General features: G+C 52.7%; 13 protein-coding genes. 7 read left to right on the top strand and 6 right to left on the bottom strand.

All coding sequences use genetic code 11. The features are described from left to right. Positions 1 to 64 precede the first annotated feature (64 nt). Positions 65 to 325 carry a hypothetical protein gene (locus tag D0B88_RS18265; protein WP_151058954.1) on the top strand — a complete coding sequence of 87 codons (261 nt, stop codon included), beginning with the start codon at positions 65 to 67 and terminating at the stop codon, positions 323 to 325. A 41-nt stretch (positions 326 to 366) separates the two neighbouring features. Here the strand turns inward: D0B88_RS18265 and D0B88_RS18260 are convergent, their stop codons facing one another. After that, positions 367 to 1401 carry a hypothetical protein gene (locus D0B88_RS18260; protein ID WP_151058952.1) on the bottom strand — a complete coding sequence of 345 codons (1035 nt, stop codon included), beginning with the start codon at positions 1399 to 1401 and terminating at the stop codon, positions 367 to 369. A 312-nt stretch (positions 1402 to 1713) separates the two neighbouring features. Here D0B88_RS18260 and D0B88_RS18255 point away from each other — a divergent pair, with 312 nt between their 5' ends. From D0B88_RS18255 to D0B88_RS18240, 4 genes are all read left to right on the top strand, one after another. Further along, on the top strand, positions 1714 to 1926 hold the full coding sequence (locus D0B88_RS18255; protein WP_151058950.1) for a hypothetical protein: 213 nt from the start codon (positions 1714 to 1716) through the stop codon (positions 1924 to 1926). Between the two features lie 187 nt (positions 1927 to 2113). Next, on the top strand, positions 2114 to 11023 hold the full coding sequence (locus D0B88_RS18250) for a GH36-type glycosyl hydrolase domain-containing protein (protein WP_151058948.1): 8910 nt from the start codon (positions 2114 to 2116) through the stop codon (positions 11021 to 11023). Positions 11024 to 11209: 186 nt separating this feature from the next. Further along, positions 11210 to 12370: a Fic family protein gene (locus tag D0B88_RS18245; RefSeq protein ID WP_151058946.1), complete on the top strand. Its 1161-nt coding sequence runs from the start codon at positions 11210 to 11212 to the stop codon at positions 12368 to 12370. A gap of 156 nt (positions 12371 to 12526) precedes the next feature. After that, complete coding sequence (locus D0B88_RS18240; protein ID WP_151058944.1) at positions 12527 to 14290, top strand: GGDEF domain-containing response regulator; 1764 nt, start codon at positions 12527 to 12529, stop codon at positions 14288 to 14290. Here the strand turns inward: D0B88_RS18240 and D0B88_RS18235 are convergent. Next, positions 14269 to 14997, bottom strand: a complete 729-nt coding sequence (locus D0B88_RS18235; protein WP_007643538.1) for a Crp/Fnr family transcriptional regulator — start codon at positions 14995 to 14997, stop codon at positions 14269 to 14271. The genes D0B88_RS18240 and D0B88_RS18235 overlap by 22 nt on opposite strands. A gap of 282 nt (positions 14998 to 15279) precedes the next feature. On the opposite strand from D0B88_RS18235, the gene D0B88_RS18230 reads away from it, so the two are divergent. Both D0B88_RS18230 and D0B88_RS18225 read left to right on the top strand, forming a co-directional pair. Next, complete coding sequence (locus D0B88_RS18230) at positions 15280 to 15699, top strand: PRC-barrel domain-containing protein (RefSeq protein ID WP_151058942.1); 420 nt, start codon at positions 15280 to 15282, stop codon at positions 15697 to 15699. Positions 15700 to 15755: 56 nt separating this feature from the next. Continuing rightward, positions 15756 to 16121 carry a BON domain-containing protein gene (locus tag D0B88_RS18225; RefSeq protein WP_007643534.1) on the top strand — a complete coding sequence of 122 codons (366 nt, stop codon included), beginning with the start codon at positions 15756 to 15758 and terminating at the stop codon, positions 16119 to 16121. A gap of 256 nt (positions 16122 to 16377) precedes the next feature. On the opposite strand, the gene D0B88_RS18220 is transcribed toward D0B88_RS18225, so the two are convergent. The 4 genes from D0B88_RS18220 to D0B88_RS18205 are packed head-to-tail and all read right to left on the bottom strand — an operon-like array spanning position 16378 to position 18704. Then, positions 16378 to 16536: a DUF3309 domain-containing protein gene (locus D0B88_RS18220; protein ID WP_007643531.1), complete on the bottom strand. Its 159-nt coding sequence runs from the start codon at positions 16534 to 16536 to the stop codon at positions 16378 to 16380. A gap of 36 nt (positions 16537 to 16572) precedes the next feature. Next, complete coding sequence (locus D0B88_RS18215; RefSeq protein ID WP_225318452.1) at positions 16573 to 17439, bottom strand: OmpA family protein; 867 nt, start codon at positions 17437 to 17439, stop codon at positions 16573 to 16575. Continuing rightward, positions 17436 to 17849 (bottom strand): DUF4398 domain-containing protein, encoded by a 414-nt coding sequence (locus tag D0B88_RS18210; RefSeq protein ID WP_151058940.1) that lies wholly within the window; start codon positions 17847 to 17849, stop codon positions 17436 to 17438. The genes D0B88_RS18215 and D0B88_RS18210 overlap by 4 nt, the downstream gene beginning before the upstream one ends. Positions 17850 to 17879: 30 nt before the next feature. Next, positions 17880 to 18704: a BON domain-containing protein gene (locus D0B88_RS18205; RefSeq protein WP_151058938.1), complete on the bottom strand. Its 825-nt coding sequence runs from the start codon at positions 18702 to 18704 to the stop codon at positions 17880 to 17882. Positions 18705 to 18801 lie beyond the last annotated feature (97 nt).

The following is an 18801-nucleotide window of genomic DNA, read 5'->3' as shown; positions in this document are numbered from 1 at the left end:
AGACCGTATATTGCGGGAAGATTAACCCCGCCCTTCAAAAATTGCTAGATACGGGAATATCTTAGTGATCGCCATAATTAAAGTTGAAAATAGAGGGTTTAATGCACTCGGAGGTGTGCAGCCTCTATTTTTAACCGTCCGCATCGAAGCGAAGGTGTGTGCAGATGGTGGAGGTGGTGGAGTACAACCCGAATCAATTAATGAGGTTGTTTTTTTAGCAATAAAAAATGGCCCGAAAGTGAATCACTTCCGGGCCATTTTTTTGAGCTTACAACAGTATGGCGATAAGAATAATAATCGGAATTGGAATGCCCAGCATGAATAAAAGTATAGAGCGCATATTTTTCTCCTTAAGAAAAAATAATGTTAATTAAAGTCGCGTTGGCGTCCGCCGAATACGGCCATCAAGCTGGCGATAAATGCGCCGCTTAATAATGAAATAAACAACCACAACGATGTGTAGGCTGAGGCTTCGCGTGCTTTATCGGCGGCGGCGCGTGTTGCTGTTTCTGCGTCTTCCACTTTTTGGCGCAAGGTTGTGAAAGCATCAGTTACTCGTTGTTCAGCGGCGCGTTGATCTATGCCTGTTGCTTGCGCAACCAGTTGACCGGCGTATTGCACGTCGTCTTGGGGTAGGGAATCTGTTGCAATGCCGTGAACAAAAATGCGCATAAGTTCACTTTTGCTTGCATCGTTTTGTGTTGTAGATGCTGATTCATTTTTTTCTGCTGCAGGTGCTGGTGCCAACGCGGGTTGCCCTTCAGCAGGTGTTTCTTGATTAATGATTGGCTGTTGGGAAACGGCTGCAGAACTTGTGGATGCATCTTTGCGCAGCAGCGAGTCCAACAAATAAGGGAGTGTGGTATCGCCTTCACTATTGTTTTCAATCAGTGCTGCAGCGGCACCGCTTGCCGCTACTCCGGTTGCAACAGTGGCCGCACCTTCTGCAACGCTTGCGCCTGCTTTAACACCGCCACCCACAATGCTGCCAATCACACCGGTGAGTAATGCGGCGGTGCCTAGTGTTGCCACTGCCCAGGATAAAAACCCGTGGGCGGTATCGCGGAAATACACTTCGTCGTTGGGTGTGTTAAACCAGCGGGTTCTCAACCGGCCTGCGAGGTACCCGCCCAGCGCTGAGGCCGCTAAGGATATTAAAGTGATGCCGATAATACTGGTCACACCAAACGTGGTGGCGCTAATGCCCTCGCTGTCCCAGGGTGAAACCAGGGTTAGGCCGAAGCCGGTGCCTAACAATAATAAAATTAACGACAGCGCGGCAGACGCGACTGCACCGGCAAACACAGCACACCATGCAACGGCGCTGTCATTTACTGGCTGAGTACTTAATGTCCCATCGCGATAATTATTTTCAGGGCGTTGTGCAAATTGAGTTTCCATTTCAAGCTCCAGTCAGTTTGTGAACCCTCACCATATGAATTGAAGCCGATCAAGTCTGTACGAAAACACACACAGATTGTTTTATCTATGCGGTTTAGCGCACTGATCTTCGTAAATGCCCTCTTTATTGTTCAATTGTGTGTTGCGTATGAATTTTTTATTTTCGGTAAATAAAGTTTTCATGGCAGTGCACCTTTAACGCTGCGCCCATTATTAATTATCGTTGCATAACCAGTCGTCACAAGATGTTAATAATAAGTGGTCAGATTAGTCGTCGGCAGCCAGGTAATAAATTTACGGACGGATTGAGAAATGAAAAAAGATATTAATGGCGATAAAAATATTTTTTCTAATAGTGAAAAAAATTCTTATGAATTAGGTGCCCAGCCACGAAAGTCTGGTTTTCGTGCGCACAAATCTGCGCATCTGGTGGAGAATTATCTTGATGAAGATGATAAAAAACACATCACCGGCATCGCCATGAACCCAATAAAAATGCAGTGCGTGTACAACTGCGGCGTATAGAACGACTGTTTTAACGGGCAGATTTTCTACGGCGTGTTATATCCAGCGTGAGGCGGCGGTTCGCCCCGCGTGTGGGGGATTTTGCGCAGGGTTTTCGTTGATGAGTCGCTAAAGCTAGCTAACGAACAGACAGATCGGCGCGGATTGGTCAGGCTCTATAGAACCATGTTTTTTTCAAGGCTCTATTATGCTGAATACGCGCTTGGGTAAAACCCTGTCCCTTTCTGATCGCTCTACTTTTGGTGCCAAATCTGGCCTTGCTGGCCTTAATGTTAAAGCGGGTTTTCGTTCCTGGCGCGGGCGAATACACGACCGGCGTGCGCCGCGACCGGAGGATCTGAACCCCCTGCGTGCAGAATTATTCAGCGCCGACCAGATGGAACATTTTGGTCGCGTGTTGGCGAGTGAGCACAGTTTGAGTAAAGCGCGCACGCGTGACCGCTTGCTGACGCGGTTGGATGAAAACGAACAAGTATTGATTAGCGGTTGCGAGTTACTGGCGGAGGCGGTGAAAGCGCGTTCGCGCATCGCGCCTGCGGGCGAGTGGTTGCTCGACAACTTTTACATGATTGAAGAGCAAATCCGTACCGCCAAACGCCATTTCCCCAAAAATTACAGCCGCGAATTGCCACGTTTAAGCGCGGGACGCTCCGCCGGTTTGCCGCGTGTTTATGATTTGGCGCTCGCCGCCATCGCCCACGGTGATGGCCGTATCGATGCCGACATTCTCAGCCGTTTTGTCGCGGCTTATCAAACCGTCACCCCACTAACGCTCGGCGAACTCTGGGCGATTCCCATTATGTTGCGCCTGGCGCTGATTGAGAATTTGCGCCGCGTAAGTTTGCGCATTACCAATGCGCGCACCTATCTCAATTTGGCGCGCGAATGGGCGAGCCAAATGGTGGAGGTGGCCGAGAGCGACCCGAAAAATTTAATTGTCGTCATCGCCGATATGGCGCGCTCCAACCCGCCGATGGTAAGTGCCTTTGTCGCTGAATTAGTGCGCCGTTTGCAGGGGCACGGCCCCGCATTGGCCTTGCCGTTGACTTGGATTGAGCAGCGATTGGCAGAAGAAAGTTTGACCATTGAACAGATGGTGCAGGCGGAAACCCAGCAGCAGGCGGTTGATCAAGTCTCCATTAGCAATAGCATTGGCAGTTTGCGTTTTTTAGGCGCTTACGACTGGCGGGTATTTGTGGAGACCATGAGCATCGTCGAGCAGATTTTGCTGGAGGACAGGGATGATGTGTATCGCCGTATGGATTTTGCGACGCGCGATGAATACCGCCATGTGATTGATCGCCTTGCCAAGCGCAGCAAAATTTCCGAGGCGGGCATTGCCCGTGTCGCGATTGAATTGGCGCAACACGCCAGTGATTCTGCCGCTCATGCCCGCCATGTTGGTTACTACCTGGTGGATCGCGGTTTGGCGCAGTTGGAGCACGCCGTGGCGGCGCGTTTGCCGCTGTGGGAGCGGTTGCGGCGTGGCTGCGCGCGGGTGCGCTTGCCCCTGTACCTCGGCGCAATACTGGCGCTGGTAGTGCTGGTCTCGGCCGGTTTTGCTGGCTTGGCGCAGCAGGCTGGAATGGCCGGTTGGTCGCTGGGTTTGATGGTGGTGTTGGCGGTGTTTGCATCCACGGCGCTCGCGACCGCGCTGGTGAATTGGTTAGTCACGCTGCTGGTAATTCCCAAACGTTTGCCGCGCCTGGATTTTGAGCAGGGCATACCGGAAAGCCTGGCCACGCTGGTGGTAGTGCCCACGTTGCTGACCAGCCAACAGGGAGTTGATGATTTACTGGAAGCACTGGAAGTGCGCTTTTTGGGCAATCGCGACGAGCAATTGTATTTTGGGCTGCTCACTGATTTTGGCGATGCCCACAATGAATCCCTACCGGGTGATGAAGCCTTGTTAAGCCGGGCGCGTGAGGGTATCGAACAGCTCAACAGGGCTTATCCACCAACAGCTACCCGCACCGGCAATAACTGCAATCGCTTCTTTCTATTTCATCGCCCGCGCCAATGGAACCCCGTGTGCGAACGCTGGATGGGATATGAACGCAAGCGCGGCAAACTTGCCGATTTAAACCAACTATTGCGCGCGGGCAGTGCGGGGTCTGAGGCTTTTTCATTAATTGTGGGTGATGTGACTGCCTTACCCAAAGTGCGCTACGTGATCACGCTGGACACAGATACCCAGCTCCCGCGCGACGCCGCTCGCCAGTTTGTCGGCACCATGGCTCACCCACTCAATCAGCCGGTTTACGACCCGGAAAAACACATTATCAGCCGGGGTTACGGCATTTTGCAGCCGCGTATGGCAGCCACTTTGTCGGCCGCCAATTGCTCGCGTTATGTGCAGCTTTACGGCGGCGAACCGGGTATCGACCCTTACACCCGCTCGGTGTCGGATGTGTATCAGGATTTGTTCGGCGAAGGCTCGTTTATCGGCAAGGGCATTTATGATCTGGATGCCTTCGAGCAAGTGCTCGGTGGGCGTTTTCCCGACAATCGCATCCTCAGTCACGATTTACTGGAAGGCTGTTATGCGCGCGCGGGCTTGTTGAGCGATGTCCATCTTTACGAGGATTCTCCTGCCCGTTACGAGTTGGATGTGGCGCGACGCGAGCGCTGGCTGCGCGGCGATTGGCAAATCGCCCGCTGGCTCTGGCCGCGAGTGCCGGGTGCCAATGGGGAAACATTGGCGAACCCGCTGTCGGCCTTATCGCGCTGGAAAATTGCCGACAACCTGTTGCGCAGCATGGCGCCGGTCGCGCTGTTGTTACTGCTGTTAACCGGTTGGACGCTGCTGCCGGCGCCAGCGCTCTGGACGCTCGCGGTGTTAGGCATAGTGCTGCTACCGCCGGTATTAGCCCTGCTGGTGGATGCACTGCGCAAACCCAAAGAAGTATTTTGGGCGCAGCATTTGGCGGCGGTGGCGAGCACTGCCCGGCGCCATTTTTTGCAGGCGCTGTTCCGCATTAGCGGTTTGCCCCATGAGGCCTGTTTTAGTTTGACCGCCATTTTGCGCAGCCTGTGGCGCCTGTGGTTTGCGCCGGGGCGCTTGCTGGAATGGTGTACCTCGGCGGAGCAGGAACGCAAAATCAAAGGTGGTTTGGCGGCGAGCTGGAACTTGCTCTGGTCGGCACCGGTAATTGCGCTGGCGACCGCCGCTACTCTGGCAATTGTGCAGCCTGCTGCCTTGCTAATTGCGGCACCGCTGCTGCTGTTATGGTTTGTCGCGCCGGTCAGTGTGTGGTGGTTAGGCCGCCCCCTGGTGCGCAGGCAGCCGAGTTTATCGGAGCAGCAGACCCAGTTTTTGCGCAAGATTGCGCGTAAAACCTGGGCCTATTTTGAGCGTTTTGTAGTGGCGGAAGACAACTGGCTGCCGCCGGATAATTTTCAGGAAAACCCCGGCCCGGTGATTGCCCACCGCACATCGCCCACCAATATCGGGTTGGCGCTGCTGGGTAACTTATCCGCCTACGATTTCGGTTTTATCTCCGCCGATGTGATGCTCGAACGCACTGCCAATACCTTTGGCAGCATGAGCAAACTGGCGCGATATCGCGGCCATTTCTTTAACTGGTATGACACAGTCACCTTGCAGCCACTGCCGCCGCGCTACATTTCAGCGGTGGACAGCGGCAACCTCGCAGGTCATTTGCTCACCCTGCGCGCCGGGCTGGTAGCGCTGCCGGATCACCAAATTCCCCATGAGCGGGTCTTTCAGGGCTTGGCGGATACGCTCGCTGTACTCACCGACAGCTTGCAAGTTGCCCACATGCAGGACGACCTGCCCCATGCCGTTCAGGCGTGCATTATCCGCATGCGCAGCTTGCTCAGTGCCGCCTGCGCGCACAATCAGGGCGAGCGCACTACCAACTTGTTATCACTCATGCACTGCCTGAAAGCGGTGAATGATGCGGCCATTACCATCAATGCCTATTTAACCTCCCAACCCCAGGTAAAACTGGCGGTGAGCGGTGCGCTGCTGAACGATATGTTGGGCGCAGAGACATTAGGTTATGAAGCCCGAAGCTGGGGCGAGGCACTGGCACAACAGAGCCGCGCGGCGCTGGACGAGTTATTGTTTTTTGCGCCCTGGTTGTCCTTCCGCCCGACACCCCCGGCCTTGACCGGGTTTATGGCTGGTCTGGTGCAAAGCGAGCCTGCCGCCAACCTGAATGCTATTCCCAGCTTGCGCAGTTTGGCGGGTTACAGCCAGCGGTTGGTGCCGCTGCTGGATGAACAATTGCTGCGCCCCGGCACACCGGCCGACCGGGAGTGGCTGCTGGAATTGCGCGGTTTGATCAACACCGCCAGCCAGCGCGCCAGCGAACGTATCGCCACCTGTATGGAGTTGGTGGCTCAGGCTCACGAGTTTGCGGCGATGGAATACGGCTTCCTTTATGACCGCACCCGCCACCTGATCGCCGTAGGTTACAACCTGGACGATTATCGCCGCGATAACAGCTTTTACGACCTGCTCGCCTCCGAGGCGCGCCTGTGTAACTTTGTTGCCATCGCCCAGGGCCAGGTGCCGCAGGAGAGTTGGTTTGCCCTGGGGCGTTTGCGCACCATGACCGAGGGCGAGCCGGTATTGGTTTCCTGGAGTGGCTCGATGTTTGAGTATTTGATGCCGATGCTGGTGATGCCCAGCTATGAGGGCACCTTGCTCGATCAAACCTGTCGCGCCGCCGTCAACCGCCAGATCGCTTACGGCAAACAGCGTGGCCTGCCTTGGGGCGTATCGGAATCCGGCTATCACACCTTTGATGCCAGCCTGAATTACCAATATCACGCCTTTGGGGTGCCCGGTTTAGGGTTCAAGCGCGGCTTGGCGGAGGACATGGTCATCTCCCCCTATGCGACGGTGATGGCGCTGATGGTTGCACCAGAGACAGCCTGCGAGAATCTGGAACAGCTTGCCAGCAATGGGGTTGAAGGCCGCTTCGGGTTTTATGAAGCGGTGGATTACACCCCGTCGCGTTTGGCGCGCGGCCAGGCCAGCGCCTGCGTGCGCTCGTTTATGGTCCACCACCAGGGCATGAGTTTGCTGGCACTGGCCTATCTGTTATTGGATCGCCCCATGCAGCGCCGGTTTGAGGCGGACCCGCTATTGCAGGCGACCTTGCTGTTATTGCAGGAGCGCATTCCCAAAGCATCGGTACTGCATACCCATGTCGCCGAACATGCCGAAGGTGCGGCGATATTCGATCAAGTCGAAACCGCTAGCTACGCACCGTTGGAGGCGGATACACCAACACCAGAAGTGCAACTCTTATCCAACGGTCGCTATCAGGTGATGGTCACCAACGCCGGTGGCGGTTACAGCCGCTGGAAAGACCTTGCCGTGACCCGCTGGCGGGAGGATGCAACGCGCGACAACTGGGGCATGTTTGTCTATCTGCGAGATACCACTACTAGCGACTTCTGGTCGGCAAGCCATCAACCCACACTCAAACGCGCCGACAATTACGAGGCGATGTTCTCCGAAGGCCGCGCGGAATTCCGCCGCCGTGATCATGACATCGAGACCTATACCGAGTTAGTCGTCTCACCCGAGGACGATATAGAGCTGCGCCGCCTGCGCATCACCAACCGCTCGTCGCGCACCCGCACCCTGGAACTCACCAGCTACGCCGAAGTGGTTTTGGCATTACCGGCGGCCGATGCCACCCAAACCGCGTTTGGCAATTTGTTTGTGCAGACCGAAATTCTGCCCGAGCGACGCGCGCTACTCTGCACCCGTCGCCCGCGCTCCGTGGGTGAGCACACCCCCTGGATGTTCCATTTGTTGTCCCCCAACGGCAGCCCGGTGGATCAGTTCTCTTACGAAACTGACCGGCTGCGGTTTACCGGCCGTGGCCGCACTCTGGTTGAACCCCAAGCGGTTACCAGTGGCGGGGAACTCTCCGGCAGCCAAGGCTCGGTACTCGATCCGATTGTCGCCATCCGCTGTCGCATTACGCTGGAAGCAGGGCAGGTGGCCACACTCGATTTGGTCAGTGGCACCGCCGATAACCGCGACGCCTGCATGACGTTGGTAAGTCGCTATCAGGATCGCCACTTGGCCGACCGCGTTTTCGATCTGGCTGCGACTCACAGCGGGGTGACCCTGCGCCAGATCAATGCCAGTGAGGCGGATGCACAGATTTATCGACGCCTAGCCAGCAGCGTGCTCTATGCCCACGCCGCCCTGCGCGCCGAGGCGAGTGTGCTGATCCAGAACCGGCGCGGCCAGTCCGGTTTGTGGGGTTACGCCATCTCTGGCGACCTGCCGATTGTGCTGCTTAAAATCGCCAGCGGTGACCATATCGAACTGGCGCGCCAGCTAATCCAATGTCATGCCTATTGGCGCTTGAAGGGGTTATCGGTCGATCTGGTGATTTGGAATGAAGACCACATCGGCTATCGCCAACGCCTGCAAGACCAAATTATGGGGTTGATTGCCACGGGCAGCGAAAGCCATGCGATTGATCGCCCCGGCGGGATTTTTGTGCGCTCAGCGGAGCAGATTTCCCACGAGGATCGCATTCTGCTGCAATCCGTAGCACGGGCCATTATCGACGGTACTAAAGGCAGCTTGGCGGAGCAGATCAATTGGAAGGGCCTGGCTGAGAAGAAAGTCGCGCGCTTGGTTCATCAGCGCAAATATGTTGAAGATACAACCCAACCCCAAATTATCGCCCCGCGCGCCGACTTGATTCTTACCAATCCGCTCGGCGGTTTTACCCCGGACGGCCGCGAATACATCATCACCACTACCCAAGCGCAGGTAACGCCACTGCCTTGGGTCAACGTTATCGCCAACCCTAACTTCGGCACGGTGATTTCAGAGAGTGGGCTGGCCTATACCTGGAGCGAAAACGCGCATGAATTCCGCTTGACGCCTTGGTGCGACGATCCGGTCGGCAGCGCCGGCGGTGAAGCGTTTTACCTGCGCGATGAAGAGACCGGCCATTTCTGGTCGCCCACGCCTTTGCCCAAACGCGGCCACGCGCCTTATGTCACGCGCCACGGCTTTGGTTACAGCGTATTTGAGCACACGGAAGATGGCGTCTGTTCGCAGCTGTGGGTCTATGTGGATTTGGAGGAGTCGGTCAAATTCTCGGTACTCAAAGTCACTAACTTGTCCAAGCGCCCGCGGCGTTTGTCGGCAACCGGTTACGTGGAGTGGGTGCTGGGTGATCTGCGCACCAAATCCGCCTTGCACATGGTGACTGAAATCGACGCCGCCAGCGGTGCACTCTTTGCGCGCAACGCCTACAACAGCGAATTTGGTGGGCGCGTGTGTTTCTTTGACGTGGACGACAACGCGCGCAGTCTGACCGGCGACCGCACCGAATTCCTCGGCCGCAACGGTTCGCTCGGCAACCCGGACGCACTGACCCGCACGCGACTCTCCGGCCGTTTAGGCGCGGGGCTAGACCCTTGCGGTGCCATTCAGGTGCCGTTTGAGCTGGATGAAGGTGAGTCGCACGAGATTATTTTCCGCCTCGGTGCAGGGCAGGATCTGGAACAGGCCCGCGCTCTGGCGCAGCGTATGCGCAACATGGGTTCCGCCCGCTCTGCACTGGCCAAGGTGCATGACTACTGGACGCGCACCCTTGGTGCCGTGCAAGTCAAAACGCCCGATCCGGCCTTCAATGTACTCGCCAACGGTTGGCTGCTTTATCAAACCCTCGCCTGTCGCCTTTGGGCGCGCAGCGGTTATTACCAATCCGGCGGCGCCTACGGTTATCGCGATCAACTGCAAGACACCATGGCACTCGCTCACAGCCAGCCGGGCATGATGCGCGCACAAGTGCTGCGTGCCGCCCAGCGCCAATATCACGAAGGCGATGTGCAACATTGGTGGCATCCACCGCAAGGGCGCGGCGTGCGCACCCGCTGTTCAGACGACTACCTCTGGCTGCCGCTGGTCACTTGCCACTATGTGCAAAATACCGGCGATACCGGCGTGCTCGACGAGCAGTTGCACTACCTGACCGGTCGCGCGCTCAATGACGATGAGGAATCCTATTACGATCTGCCGGGGCAGAGCAGCGACACCGGCAGCCTCTATCAACATTGTCAGCGCGCCATCGAACACGGCCTGCGTTTTGGCGAGCGCGGCCTGCCGCTCATGGGCTCGGGCGATTGGAATGACGGCATGAATCTGGTCGGCATTCACGGCAAAGGCGAGAGCGTCTGGCTCGGTTTTATGCTCTACAAAGTGCTGCTCGCCTTCGCCAAAATCGCTAATCAACGCAATGATTCAGTCTTTGCCGAGCGCTGCGTTCACGAGGCCAAACAGCTGCAACACAATATCGACCAATACGCCTGGGACGGTGCCTGGTTCCGTCGCGCCTGGTTCGATGACGGCGTCGCTTTAGGTTCAGCAGTTAACGACGAGTGCCGTATCGATTCCATCGCCCAAAGTTGGTCGGTGCTGTCAGGCGCAGGCGATCCCATGCGTGCCCGTCAGGCCATGAGTTCACTCGATAAACATTTGGTGCGCCGCGACCAGGGCATTATCCAACTGCTCGATCCACCCTTCGACAAGTCCGCCATGAACCCCGGCTACATCAAAGGCTATGTGCCCGGCGTGCGCGAAAATGGCGGCCAGTACACCCACGCCGCCATCTGGGCGACTATGGCCTTCGCCGAATTGGGCGATAGCCAACGCGCCTGGGAACTGTTCAACATCATCAACCCGGTCAACCACGGCAATAGCGCTGCCGCCGTCGCACTCTACAAAGCTGAACCCTATGTGGTCGCCGCCGACGTCTACGCCATCGCCCCCCACACTGGTCGCGGCGGTTGGAGTTGGTATACCGGCTCGGCGGGCTGGTTGTATCGCCTGATGGTGGAATCCCTGCTCGGCATCACCCGTCACGGCACCGAACTGCATATCAAACCTTGCCTGCCGAAAGATTGGCCGGGTTATTCGGTGGATTATCGCTTTGGCAATACGCTTTATCGCATTGAAGTGATTCAAAACCTTGGGGGTGAAAACAAAATCCTGCTGGATGGCATTGAGCTGCACAGCGCGGGAATTCCGTTGGTGGATGATGGTAGGGAGCGGAGGGTGGAGGTTCGTGTTATCGCATAGGCGGTGTGGTTGGGTTTCTATTTTATGTAGATACTTTTTGAAGATGGGTGAAGAGTGTATTCAACTTGCTGACAGGGTTTTTTACAGATAAAAGTTTATCTTCTTTCTTCTAATTGTTTGACTCTATTGATCTTTTTTGAGTAGATTACAGATGTCGCGGTAACACCATTACAGATAATTAATGCTATGCCTGGATTTAATCACCATAACTTGATGTTGCCCAACCCAGCGTTTGACTCCCCCTTGGTTGATGTATTGACCGAGCTTGAGCATTTGCGCCGTTTACAGTTGCGCGGCTCTACACCCGCCCTCCTGTTTTTACAGCTTAAGCGCATTTTTCACATGCTGGAAAGTTTGGGGTCTGCTCGCATTGAAGGCAATCACACCACACTAGCCGATTATGTCGAAAGTAAGTTGGATGGCGCCAGTGACCACTCGGATCATTTGCGTGAAATGGAAAACATTGAGCTGGCGATGGCATTTGTAGAGGAATCCATAGAAAAAGGCACCAATTTAACTGAACACTTTATTCGCGAGTTGCATGCCATGACGGTAGATAACTTGGAGCGGGAAGGTGATCGCACTCCTGGTGCTTACCGCGCGGGGTCGGTCCGCATATCGCAGTCAGAGCATCTACCTCCAGACGCAATACAAGTACCATCCTATATGCAGGAGTTAGTGGCATTTATTAATGAGCCACATGCACCTAAATATGATCTGATTAAAGTGGCTCTGGCTCATCATCGTTTCGGTTGGATTCACCCCTTCGGTAATGGTAATGGCCGCGTGGTGCGACTGCTTACTTATGCCTTGCTGATTAAGTATGGTTTTAATGTGCAAGCTGGTGGGCGTGTGCTGAATCCGACTGCAGTATTTTGCAATGATAGGGATAAGTATTATTCCATGCTTGCTCTTGCTGATTCAGGTTTACCGGAGGGGCAAGAAGCTTGGTGTACCTATGTACTAACGGGTATTTTAGATGAGCTGAGAAAAGTTGATCAGCTAACTGATTTTGCTTATTTGCGTAACAAAATTCTCACACCGGCATTGGCTTATGCAAAACAACGCGAGCTTATTACCGCGCAAGAGGAAAGCATATTGCACATAGCGGCCAAAATGGGCATTGCAAAAGCGGCTGATTTGGCAGAAGCAATGCCACATTTGACTGCGCATCAGCGTACTTATCAAATTAAAAAGTTAGTTGAGCGAAAAATGCTACAACCCGTAAGCGATGGTGCGCGCCAATATACCTTCGGCTTTAGTAATAACTACTTGATGCGCGGTGTCATTAGAGCCTTATCTGCTGAAGGTTTTATCCCTGCAACCTTAAATGAAGAAAAAAAATAATGCATATCTAACGTAATACGAGAACATCTGTATCGCGTTAGATAACCGCACGGCACTCAAACCCCTGAAACCCCTCTCTGTACGACACCGCACCGAAGCGGGTGAATCGGTGCGTTAACCTTGGTGCATCTTTTTCACTTCGGGTGATGTTTTCTCATGAAGAGTTCTGCGACCCATTTATTGTTAATAGAAAGCGATCCTGCCGATGCCAAGGTGATAAAGGATGCGCTGCATGACGACAGTGCTGCATTTGTCGTGGAGTGGGTAAAGTCACTGGCGGAAGCGTTGGAATACCTTGTTAACAATCCAATTGAAGTGGTGCTGCTGGATCTGGCCTTGCCCGACGGAAAAGGGTTGGGCGCATTCGATAAAGTAATTGCCGCCGCACCCGATGCGTTGATTTTGGTATTGAGCTCAGCGAGTGATGACGAATTGAGGCGTGCCGCTATGGAGCGCGGCGCCCATGATTATTTTGCCAAGGGGCATATAGATGCGCACTGGTTGCCGCGCGCGCTGAATTATATTTTAGAGCGCAAAGAATCGCGCAGCGCACTGAGCGAAAGCGAAGAGCGTTTTCAGGTAATGAGTGATGCATCGCCACTGGGCATTTTTCTATCCGATGCGCAAGGCGATTGCATTTACACCAACGCGGCCTATCACACAATTTCCGGGCAGACACTCGACGAAACCCTTGGCACTAATTGGACAGAAGCTATTCACCCGGATGACCGTCAACAAGCGGTGAAGGAGTGGCACGCCGCCGTGAATAAGCGTGAGCCATTTTTGGCAGAAGTACGGTTTGTGCGCAGCGACAATACCATGGTGTGGACACGCTTAAATGCCGCAGCAATTAATAGCAAAGCAAATAAAAAAGCGCAGGGCTATGTACAAATTGTTGAAGACATCAGTGATCGCAAAGCCATAGAAACTATTTTGCGCGTATCGGAAGATGCGTTGTTTGATCAGCAAGAGCGCGCGCAAGTAACGTTGAATTCGATTGGCGATGCGGTGCTCACCACTAACCTTGCCGGTAAAATCAGTTACCTCAATCGCACTGCAGAAACTATGACCGGCTGGTCGTTGAAAGAGGCATTGGGTTTGCCACTGGAAGACGTGTTTAAAGTGATAGATGCCGACTCCCGCCAACCACCGCCCAACCCGGTGCGGCGCGCATTAAAAGCGAATAAAACCATCAAACTGCCGAGCAATTGTTTATTGGTGCGGCGCGATGGTGCGGAAATTCCCATTGAAGACTCTATCGCGCCCATTCGCAATCGCCTCGGTGCTATTAGCGGTGCGGTCATTGTATTTCACGATGTAAGTGATGCACGGGCCATGGCTAAAAAAATTCTGCACATGGCGCAGCACGATGTGCTCACCGGTTTGGCCAATCGCACCCTGCTTACCGAGCGCCTCACGCGCGCACTTGGGTTGGCAAAACGCAAACAGAAAAAAATCGGTTTGTTATTTATTGATATTGATAATTTTAAAAATATTAACGATTCGCGCGGCCACGCCGTGGGTGACAGGTTGTTACAAATTATTGCGCGGCGATTGGAATCCGTTGTGCGTGTTACCGATACGGTATGCCGCCAGGGTGGTGATGAGTTTGTAGTCTTGCTAACTGAAATTGAACACAGTGAAGATGCCGCGCATGTCGCCGATAAAATGATTGCAGCCTTTGCTGCACCACAACAGGTTCACGAGCAGCCAATTGCGGTCACCCTGAGTATTGGTATTAGTCTTTACCCCAATGATGGCGGTAATGTAGATGCGCTGTTCCAGCGCGCCGATAGCGCTATGTATCGCGCAAAAATGTGCGGGCGCAATAATTACCAGTTTTATAGCAGTGGTGTAGATACACCACTTATTGCCGCCACGGATTCAGCGCCGCGGCCTCAGGCAAATACCAGTTCATAATCGCGTTTCAGTGTTTGGTAACATTCACAGGCAACTTTTTCCAATCCCTTTCGATCCACAATAATAATTTCGCCGCGATTGTAATTAATCAATTGGTCATTTTGCAGTATGCCTGCGGCAACAGTAATACTGCTGCGCCTTACGCCTAACATATCGGCCAGAAATTCCTGGGTTAAATGCAGTTGGTCGCTGTGAGTGCGGTCGTGAGTCATTAAGAGCCAGCGTGCCAATCGCTGCGCCACTTCATGAAAATGAATGCACGCGGCGGTTTTTGCCAATTGTTCCAGTACTACATACACATAGCGATGTAATTGCGCCATTAATTCCGGTGAATTATTGAGCTCCCTGCGCAACTGTGCGGCGGTGATGCGCAAAGCGTGGCCAGTGCCTTGCACTAATGCGCGCATAGGTGCGGCACTCACGCTCAGGGAGAGGGTTGCTCCCATCATGCCTTCATTGCCGATTAAGCAAATTTCCAATGGCTGGTGATCTTCCACCAGAGTCAACAGTGAAATGAATCCAGTCAGCGGAAAAAAAGCATAGCGCAGCAGCTCCTGCGGTTCGCAGAGAATATCGCCAAAGGTGAGCTCTACGGTTTTGCAGTGTTGTAGTAAACGGGTGCGTACCGCCAGTGATAAACCATCGATTAAACGATTCCCACTCATCTGCAGATCAATAGGGTTTAGCTTGTTAGAAAGGTGATTCATCGATTAATCCTGCAACATAAAAATAAATAGTTGCACTCGCACGGGGCAGTGTCTCGCCAGTGTGTTCGTCAGCCAGACCGGCGTCCGTGCGCTACGGCACAAAGGGCGATTAACGGTTGCAGTAGCGCGTATTAATCAAATCTATAAGGGGGGTTGCGTACAGACGCTAAAAAAAATTAAGCCGATTATCAGTGCTCATCACACAGTATGGCGCGATTTTTTTTAAGTTTTGCTGTGTGTCTGCTACTGGGAATTTAATCCATTTTTTACAAGGAACTTATTATGAATTACGAAAGTCGCGACACCTATGGTATGTATAAAATCAATAATGGCCCTGGCCCGGGTTTAATGGGCGCAGAAACATTGGTCGGCAATGATGTCTATAACTGCCAGAATGAAGACATCGGCGATATTAAGGAAATTATGTTGGATATGAGTAGCGGCAAGGTATGTTATGCCGTTTTATCGTTCGGTTCTTTCCTGGGCATGGGCGAAAAATTATTTGCTGTGCCTTGGACGGCGTTAAAACTCGATACCGAACATAAACGTTTTATTTTGGATGTCACTAAAGATCGGCTGAAAGATGCGCCGGGTTTTGATAAATCCGATTGGCCGGATATGGCAGATAATAGTTGGTCGAACGACATTCACACCTATTATCGCACCAAGCCATTTGATAAGGCGCAACGCAGCTACGAATAACCGTCATTGTTAAAGGGCACCTTCAATTCTGGAGGTGTTAACGCGAGGTTTATATTATGAAAGATTCCTATCAATCCTATGTGTTTATGGGCCTGCTAAGTTCTCTGCTCATTATTAGTTTTAGCGGCTGTGAAAAATCGGAAGGCGTTGTTGATTCGCAACAGTCAGTTGCCGATGCCAATCAATCCAGTCTGGATGAGGGGCAAAAAGCGTTTGATATGCAGCTGGCAAAAAAAGTGGAGCAGGCAATTGCGGATGAAGAAGCGTTGAGCGAATTTGTGATTGCAGTTATGGCGACCAATGGTGTAGTTCAATTGTCCGGTGAAGTAGAAACCCGTGCGGAGCACGATTTAGTCGTGAAAGTTACGCGGGATGTGGACGGTGTGGATCGCATTAGTGATTTGCTGCGCATTAAGCAATAAGGGAATTAAACAATAAGGAAATTAAGCGCGGTCGATAATTTGTCGGCCGTGTTACAAGGAATAACCCTTATCCAGTGCAAGCAAACCGATACTGATAACCGCCATCAGCACAATAATGGTTATTACCAGAATGCTGCGAGGGTAGCGGTTAAATAAACTTTGACGAAACATGTTTGGCTCCAGTGAATACGCTTGGGTTAAATGAAGAGCGACACAGTAAAACAGCGCCGTGGTTGTCACGCCACGGCGCTGTTTTTTATATCCGGCCCATGAGGACCAGAATTAATAGAATAATTAATACCAGCCCCAAGCCACCACTGGGGCCATAACCCCAGGAGCGGCTGTGCGGCCAACTCGGTATGGCGCCAATAAGCATTAACACCACAATAATTAATATAATTGTTCCTAAGGTCATGACGGTTACTCAACAAAAAAGTGATGGAGTGTTGGTTTACGGGTTGGCAATAATCACTTCCACGCGGCGATTCAGTGCGCGCCCGGATGTTGAATCATTGCTGGCTACCGGAGAATTTTCTCCCTGGCCAACCGCTGTCAGGCGGTTAGAGGCAACGCCCTGTTGCAACAAATACTGTTGTACGGAATCGGCGCGGCGCTGTGACAGCGACTGGTTGCTGGATTCGCTGCCCACGCTATCGGTGTGGCCTTCAATAATCAGCGTGCGCTCAGGGTATTTATTGAGAAAACTGGACAGCTTGCTCAGGTTTGCAAAAGCATTGCCTTTTAATTGCGAATTGCCGGTTTCAAATAACATATCGCCCAAGGTAACCACCAAACCACGCTCGGTTTCTTTTGCATTTAACTCGGCAATTTCGCGGCGCAGTGCGTCGCTATCATCGCGTGCGGCTTCTGCATCGGCGCGCGCTTGTTCTGCTGCATCAAGAGCGCGATCTGCTTCGCGGGTGCGCGATTCCAAACGTTCACTGTCGCGGCGTTCGCTCAGGCCGGCACGCTGGTCTTCCAGTTGACGGGTCTTGGCTTGCGCCCAGGCGACATCCACCTCACGTGTGGCAACAAATACCAGGTGATCGGATTTCACTTTGTCTTTCATGGGTACTTCGGCGGCAGTCACTGCATCATCTGCTTCACGAATCGCAACCGACACCCGGCTCGCCAGAGCGGGATCATTTTGTAACTGCACCAAACGCTCGCGTGCAGCAACTGCACCGCTCGGGCTTTTAGGAGAATTTACACAGGCGGCCAGAATAAGTGCACTGCCCAGCGCCATGATCAGTGGTTTGGATAAATGCAGACCGCGTTTGGTTTGCGCTTTTAAGTTCATCGACGTTGATAATTTCATTGTTGTTCTCCACTGATGCGTTGCATTTCTTCTTTAAGAACACGAATATTTTTTTGCATGTCAGCATTAACGGCTTCTGCCTTGGCTAACTCTGCTTTGGCTGTTGCGAATTTAATGCCGGCACTGGCTTCCACCGCCAAACGTTTTGCTTCTTCCATCTCTTCATTTAAAACGGCAGTGCGTGCAGCCGCTAATTTGCTGCGCGCTTCTTGCAGCTCCGGCAGTGCATATTGTGCAACCCGCGCTTGTTCAGCATCGATCATGGATTGTTCAGCCGCGCTGATTTCTTTGGTGGGTGGTGGGGTGGAGGCGCAGGCAGTTAAGAATAAAAAACCTGCGAGCAATGCGATAAATGAGGTGCCTGGTTTTAACCAGTTCGCCATTTTTTGGGTGACTGTTGAAGTTGTCATAAGCTTACCTTTTGGTGAATAAAATGGGATTTAATTGGTTAATGTTTTTGCTTGTACACTTTTAACACCGCGCACGTTCTCGGCTAATTCAACTGCCAGAGCGCGCTCCACACCGGTATCCAATTTTCCACTCAGCGTTACTACGCCAGCATTAGTGGTGACTTCAATATCCGAGCCTTTTACATTGCTTGAATAGAGCAGGGTGGATTTCACTTTGGTGGTGATCCAGCTATCAGAAATAACATCGCCTACTTCTTTAGTGGATGCTTTTGCCATGCCGGTTATGCCGGGTGTTTTATTGATAACTAATTTGTTTTCTACCGCGCGCACACCGCGTGTATCTTTGGCTAAACGGCCAGCGAGTTTTTTCGCTTCTTCAGTTTCGACATTGCCTTCCAGCGTCACCTTACCGTCCAGCGTATTCACCTTAATGGATTGACTGTTGGTGTATTTGCTCCACAACAGTTTGGATTTAATAGTGCTGGAAATTGCCAGGTCATCCATTTGATCGCCATAGCGGCGTTCACTTTTGGTGGGCTGGTAATCCGCGCGCACATCAATTTTATTGTCTACATCTTTTATGCCGTTGACGCCCATGGCGATGGCAGTGGCCAAATCTTTATTCACAGCTTCTTCCACTGTGCCAGTGAGTGTTGCTTTGCCATCCACTACCGATACTTTTATATCGTTAGCGCGTAAATAAGGGCTGAGTGCATAGGTTGTCCAAATTTGACTTTCTTGTCGTGCGTTAGTGATTTCCTGCTCCGGGGTCGCCGCCATGATAAAACTGCTGATAGTCATAGACGCCAACAGTGCGATAGAGGGAATAAATAATTTTTGTAGTGGCTTGTTCATGGTGTTGCTCCAAAATCCCTAGCGGGAAAAATTACGGGTTTACTGCGTTGATGTTTTTTTGTAATTCGCGATAACTGCTGTGATGAGCAAGTTAGCA

The sequence above is a fragment of the Cellvibrio sp. KY-YJ-3 genome, assembly GCF_008806955.1.
GTDB lineage: Bacteria > Pseudomonadota > Gammaproteobacteria > Pseudomonadales > Cellvibrionaceae > Cellvibrio.
The sequence above is the reverse complement of the archived record's forward strand: the minus strand, read 5'-3'. Positions and strand labels throughout refer to the sequence as shown.

Bases quoted from the DNA above. Each gene is read 5' to 3' on its own strand.
- D0B88_RS18210 (WP_151058940.1), bottom strand. From the start codon at position 17,849: ATGACAACTTCAACAGTCACCCAAAAAATGGCGAACTGGTTAAAACCA.
- D0B88_RS18225 (WP_007643534.1), top strand. From the start codon at position 15,756: ATGAAAGATTCCTATCAATCCTATGTGTTTATGGGCCTGCTAAGTTCT.
- D0B88_RS18245 (WP_151058946.1), top strand. From the start codon at position 11,210: ATGCCTGGATTTAATCACCATAACTTGATGTTGCCCAACCCAGCGTTT.
- D0B88_RS18205 (WP_151058938.1), bottom strand. From the start codon at position 18,704: ATGAACAAGCCACTACAAAAATTATTTATTCCCTCTATCGCACTGTTG.
- D0B88_RS18255 (WP_151058950.1), top strand. From the start codon at position 1,714: ATGAAAAAAGATATTAATGGCGATAAAAATATTTTTTCTAATAGTGAA.
- D0B88_RS18250 (WP_151058948.1), top strand. From the start codon at position 2,114: ATGCTGAATACGCGCTTGGGTAAAACCCTGTCCCTTTCTGATCGCTCT.
- D0B88_RS18230 (WP_151058942.1), top strand. From the start codon at position 15,280: ATGAATTACGAAAGTCGCGACACCTATGGTATGTATAAAATCAATAAT.
- D0B88_RS18215 (WP_225318452.1), bottom strand. From the start codon at position 17,439: ATGAAATTATCAACGTCGATGAACTTAAAAGCGCAAACCAAACGCGGT.
- D0B88_RS18240 (WP_151058944.1), top strand. From the start codon at position 12,527: ATGAAGAGTTCTGCGACCCATTTATTGTTAATAGAAAGCGATCCTGCC.
- D0B88_RS18235 (WP_007643538.1), bottom strand. From the start codon at position 14,997: ATGAATCACCTTTCTAACAAGCTAAACCCTATTGATCTGCAGATGAGT.
- D0B88_RS18260 (WP_151058952.1), bottom strand. From the start codon at position 1,401: ATGGAAACTCAATTTGCACAACGCCCTGAAAATAATTATCGCGATGGG.
- D0B88_RS18220 (WP_007643531.1), bottom strand. From the start codon at position 16,536: ATGACCTTAGGAACAATTATATTAATTATTGTGGTGTTAATGCTTATT.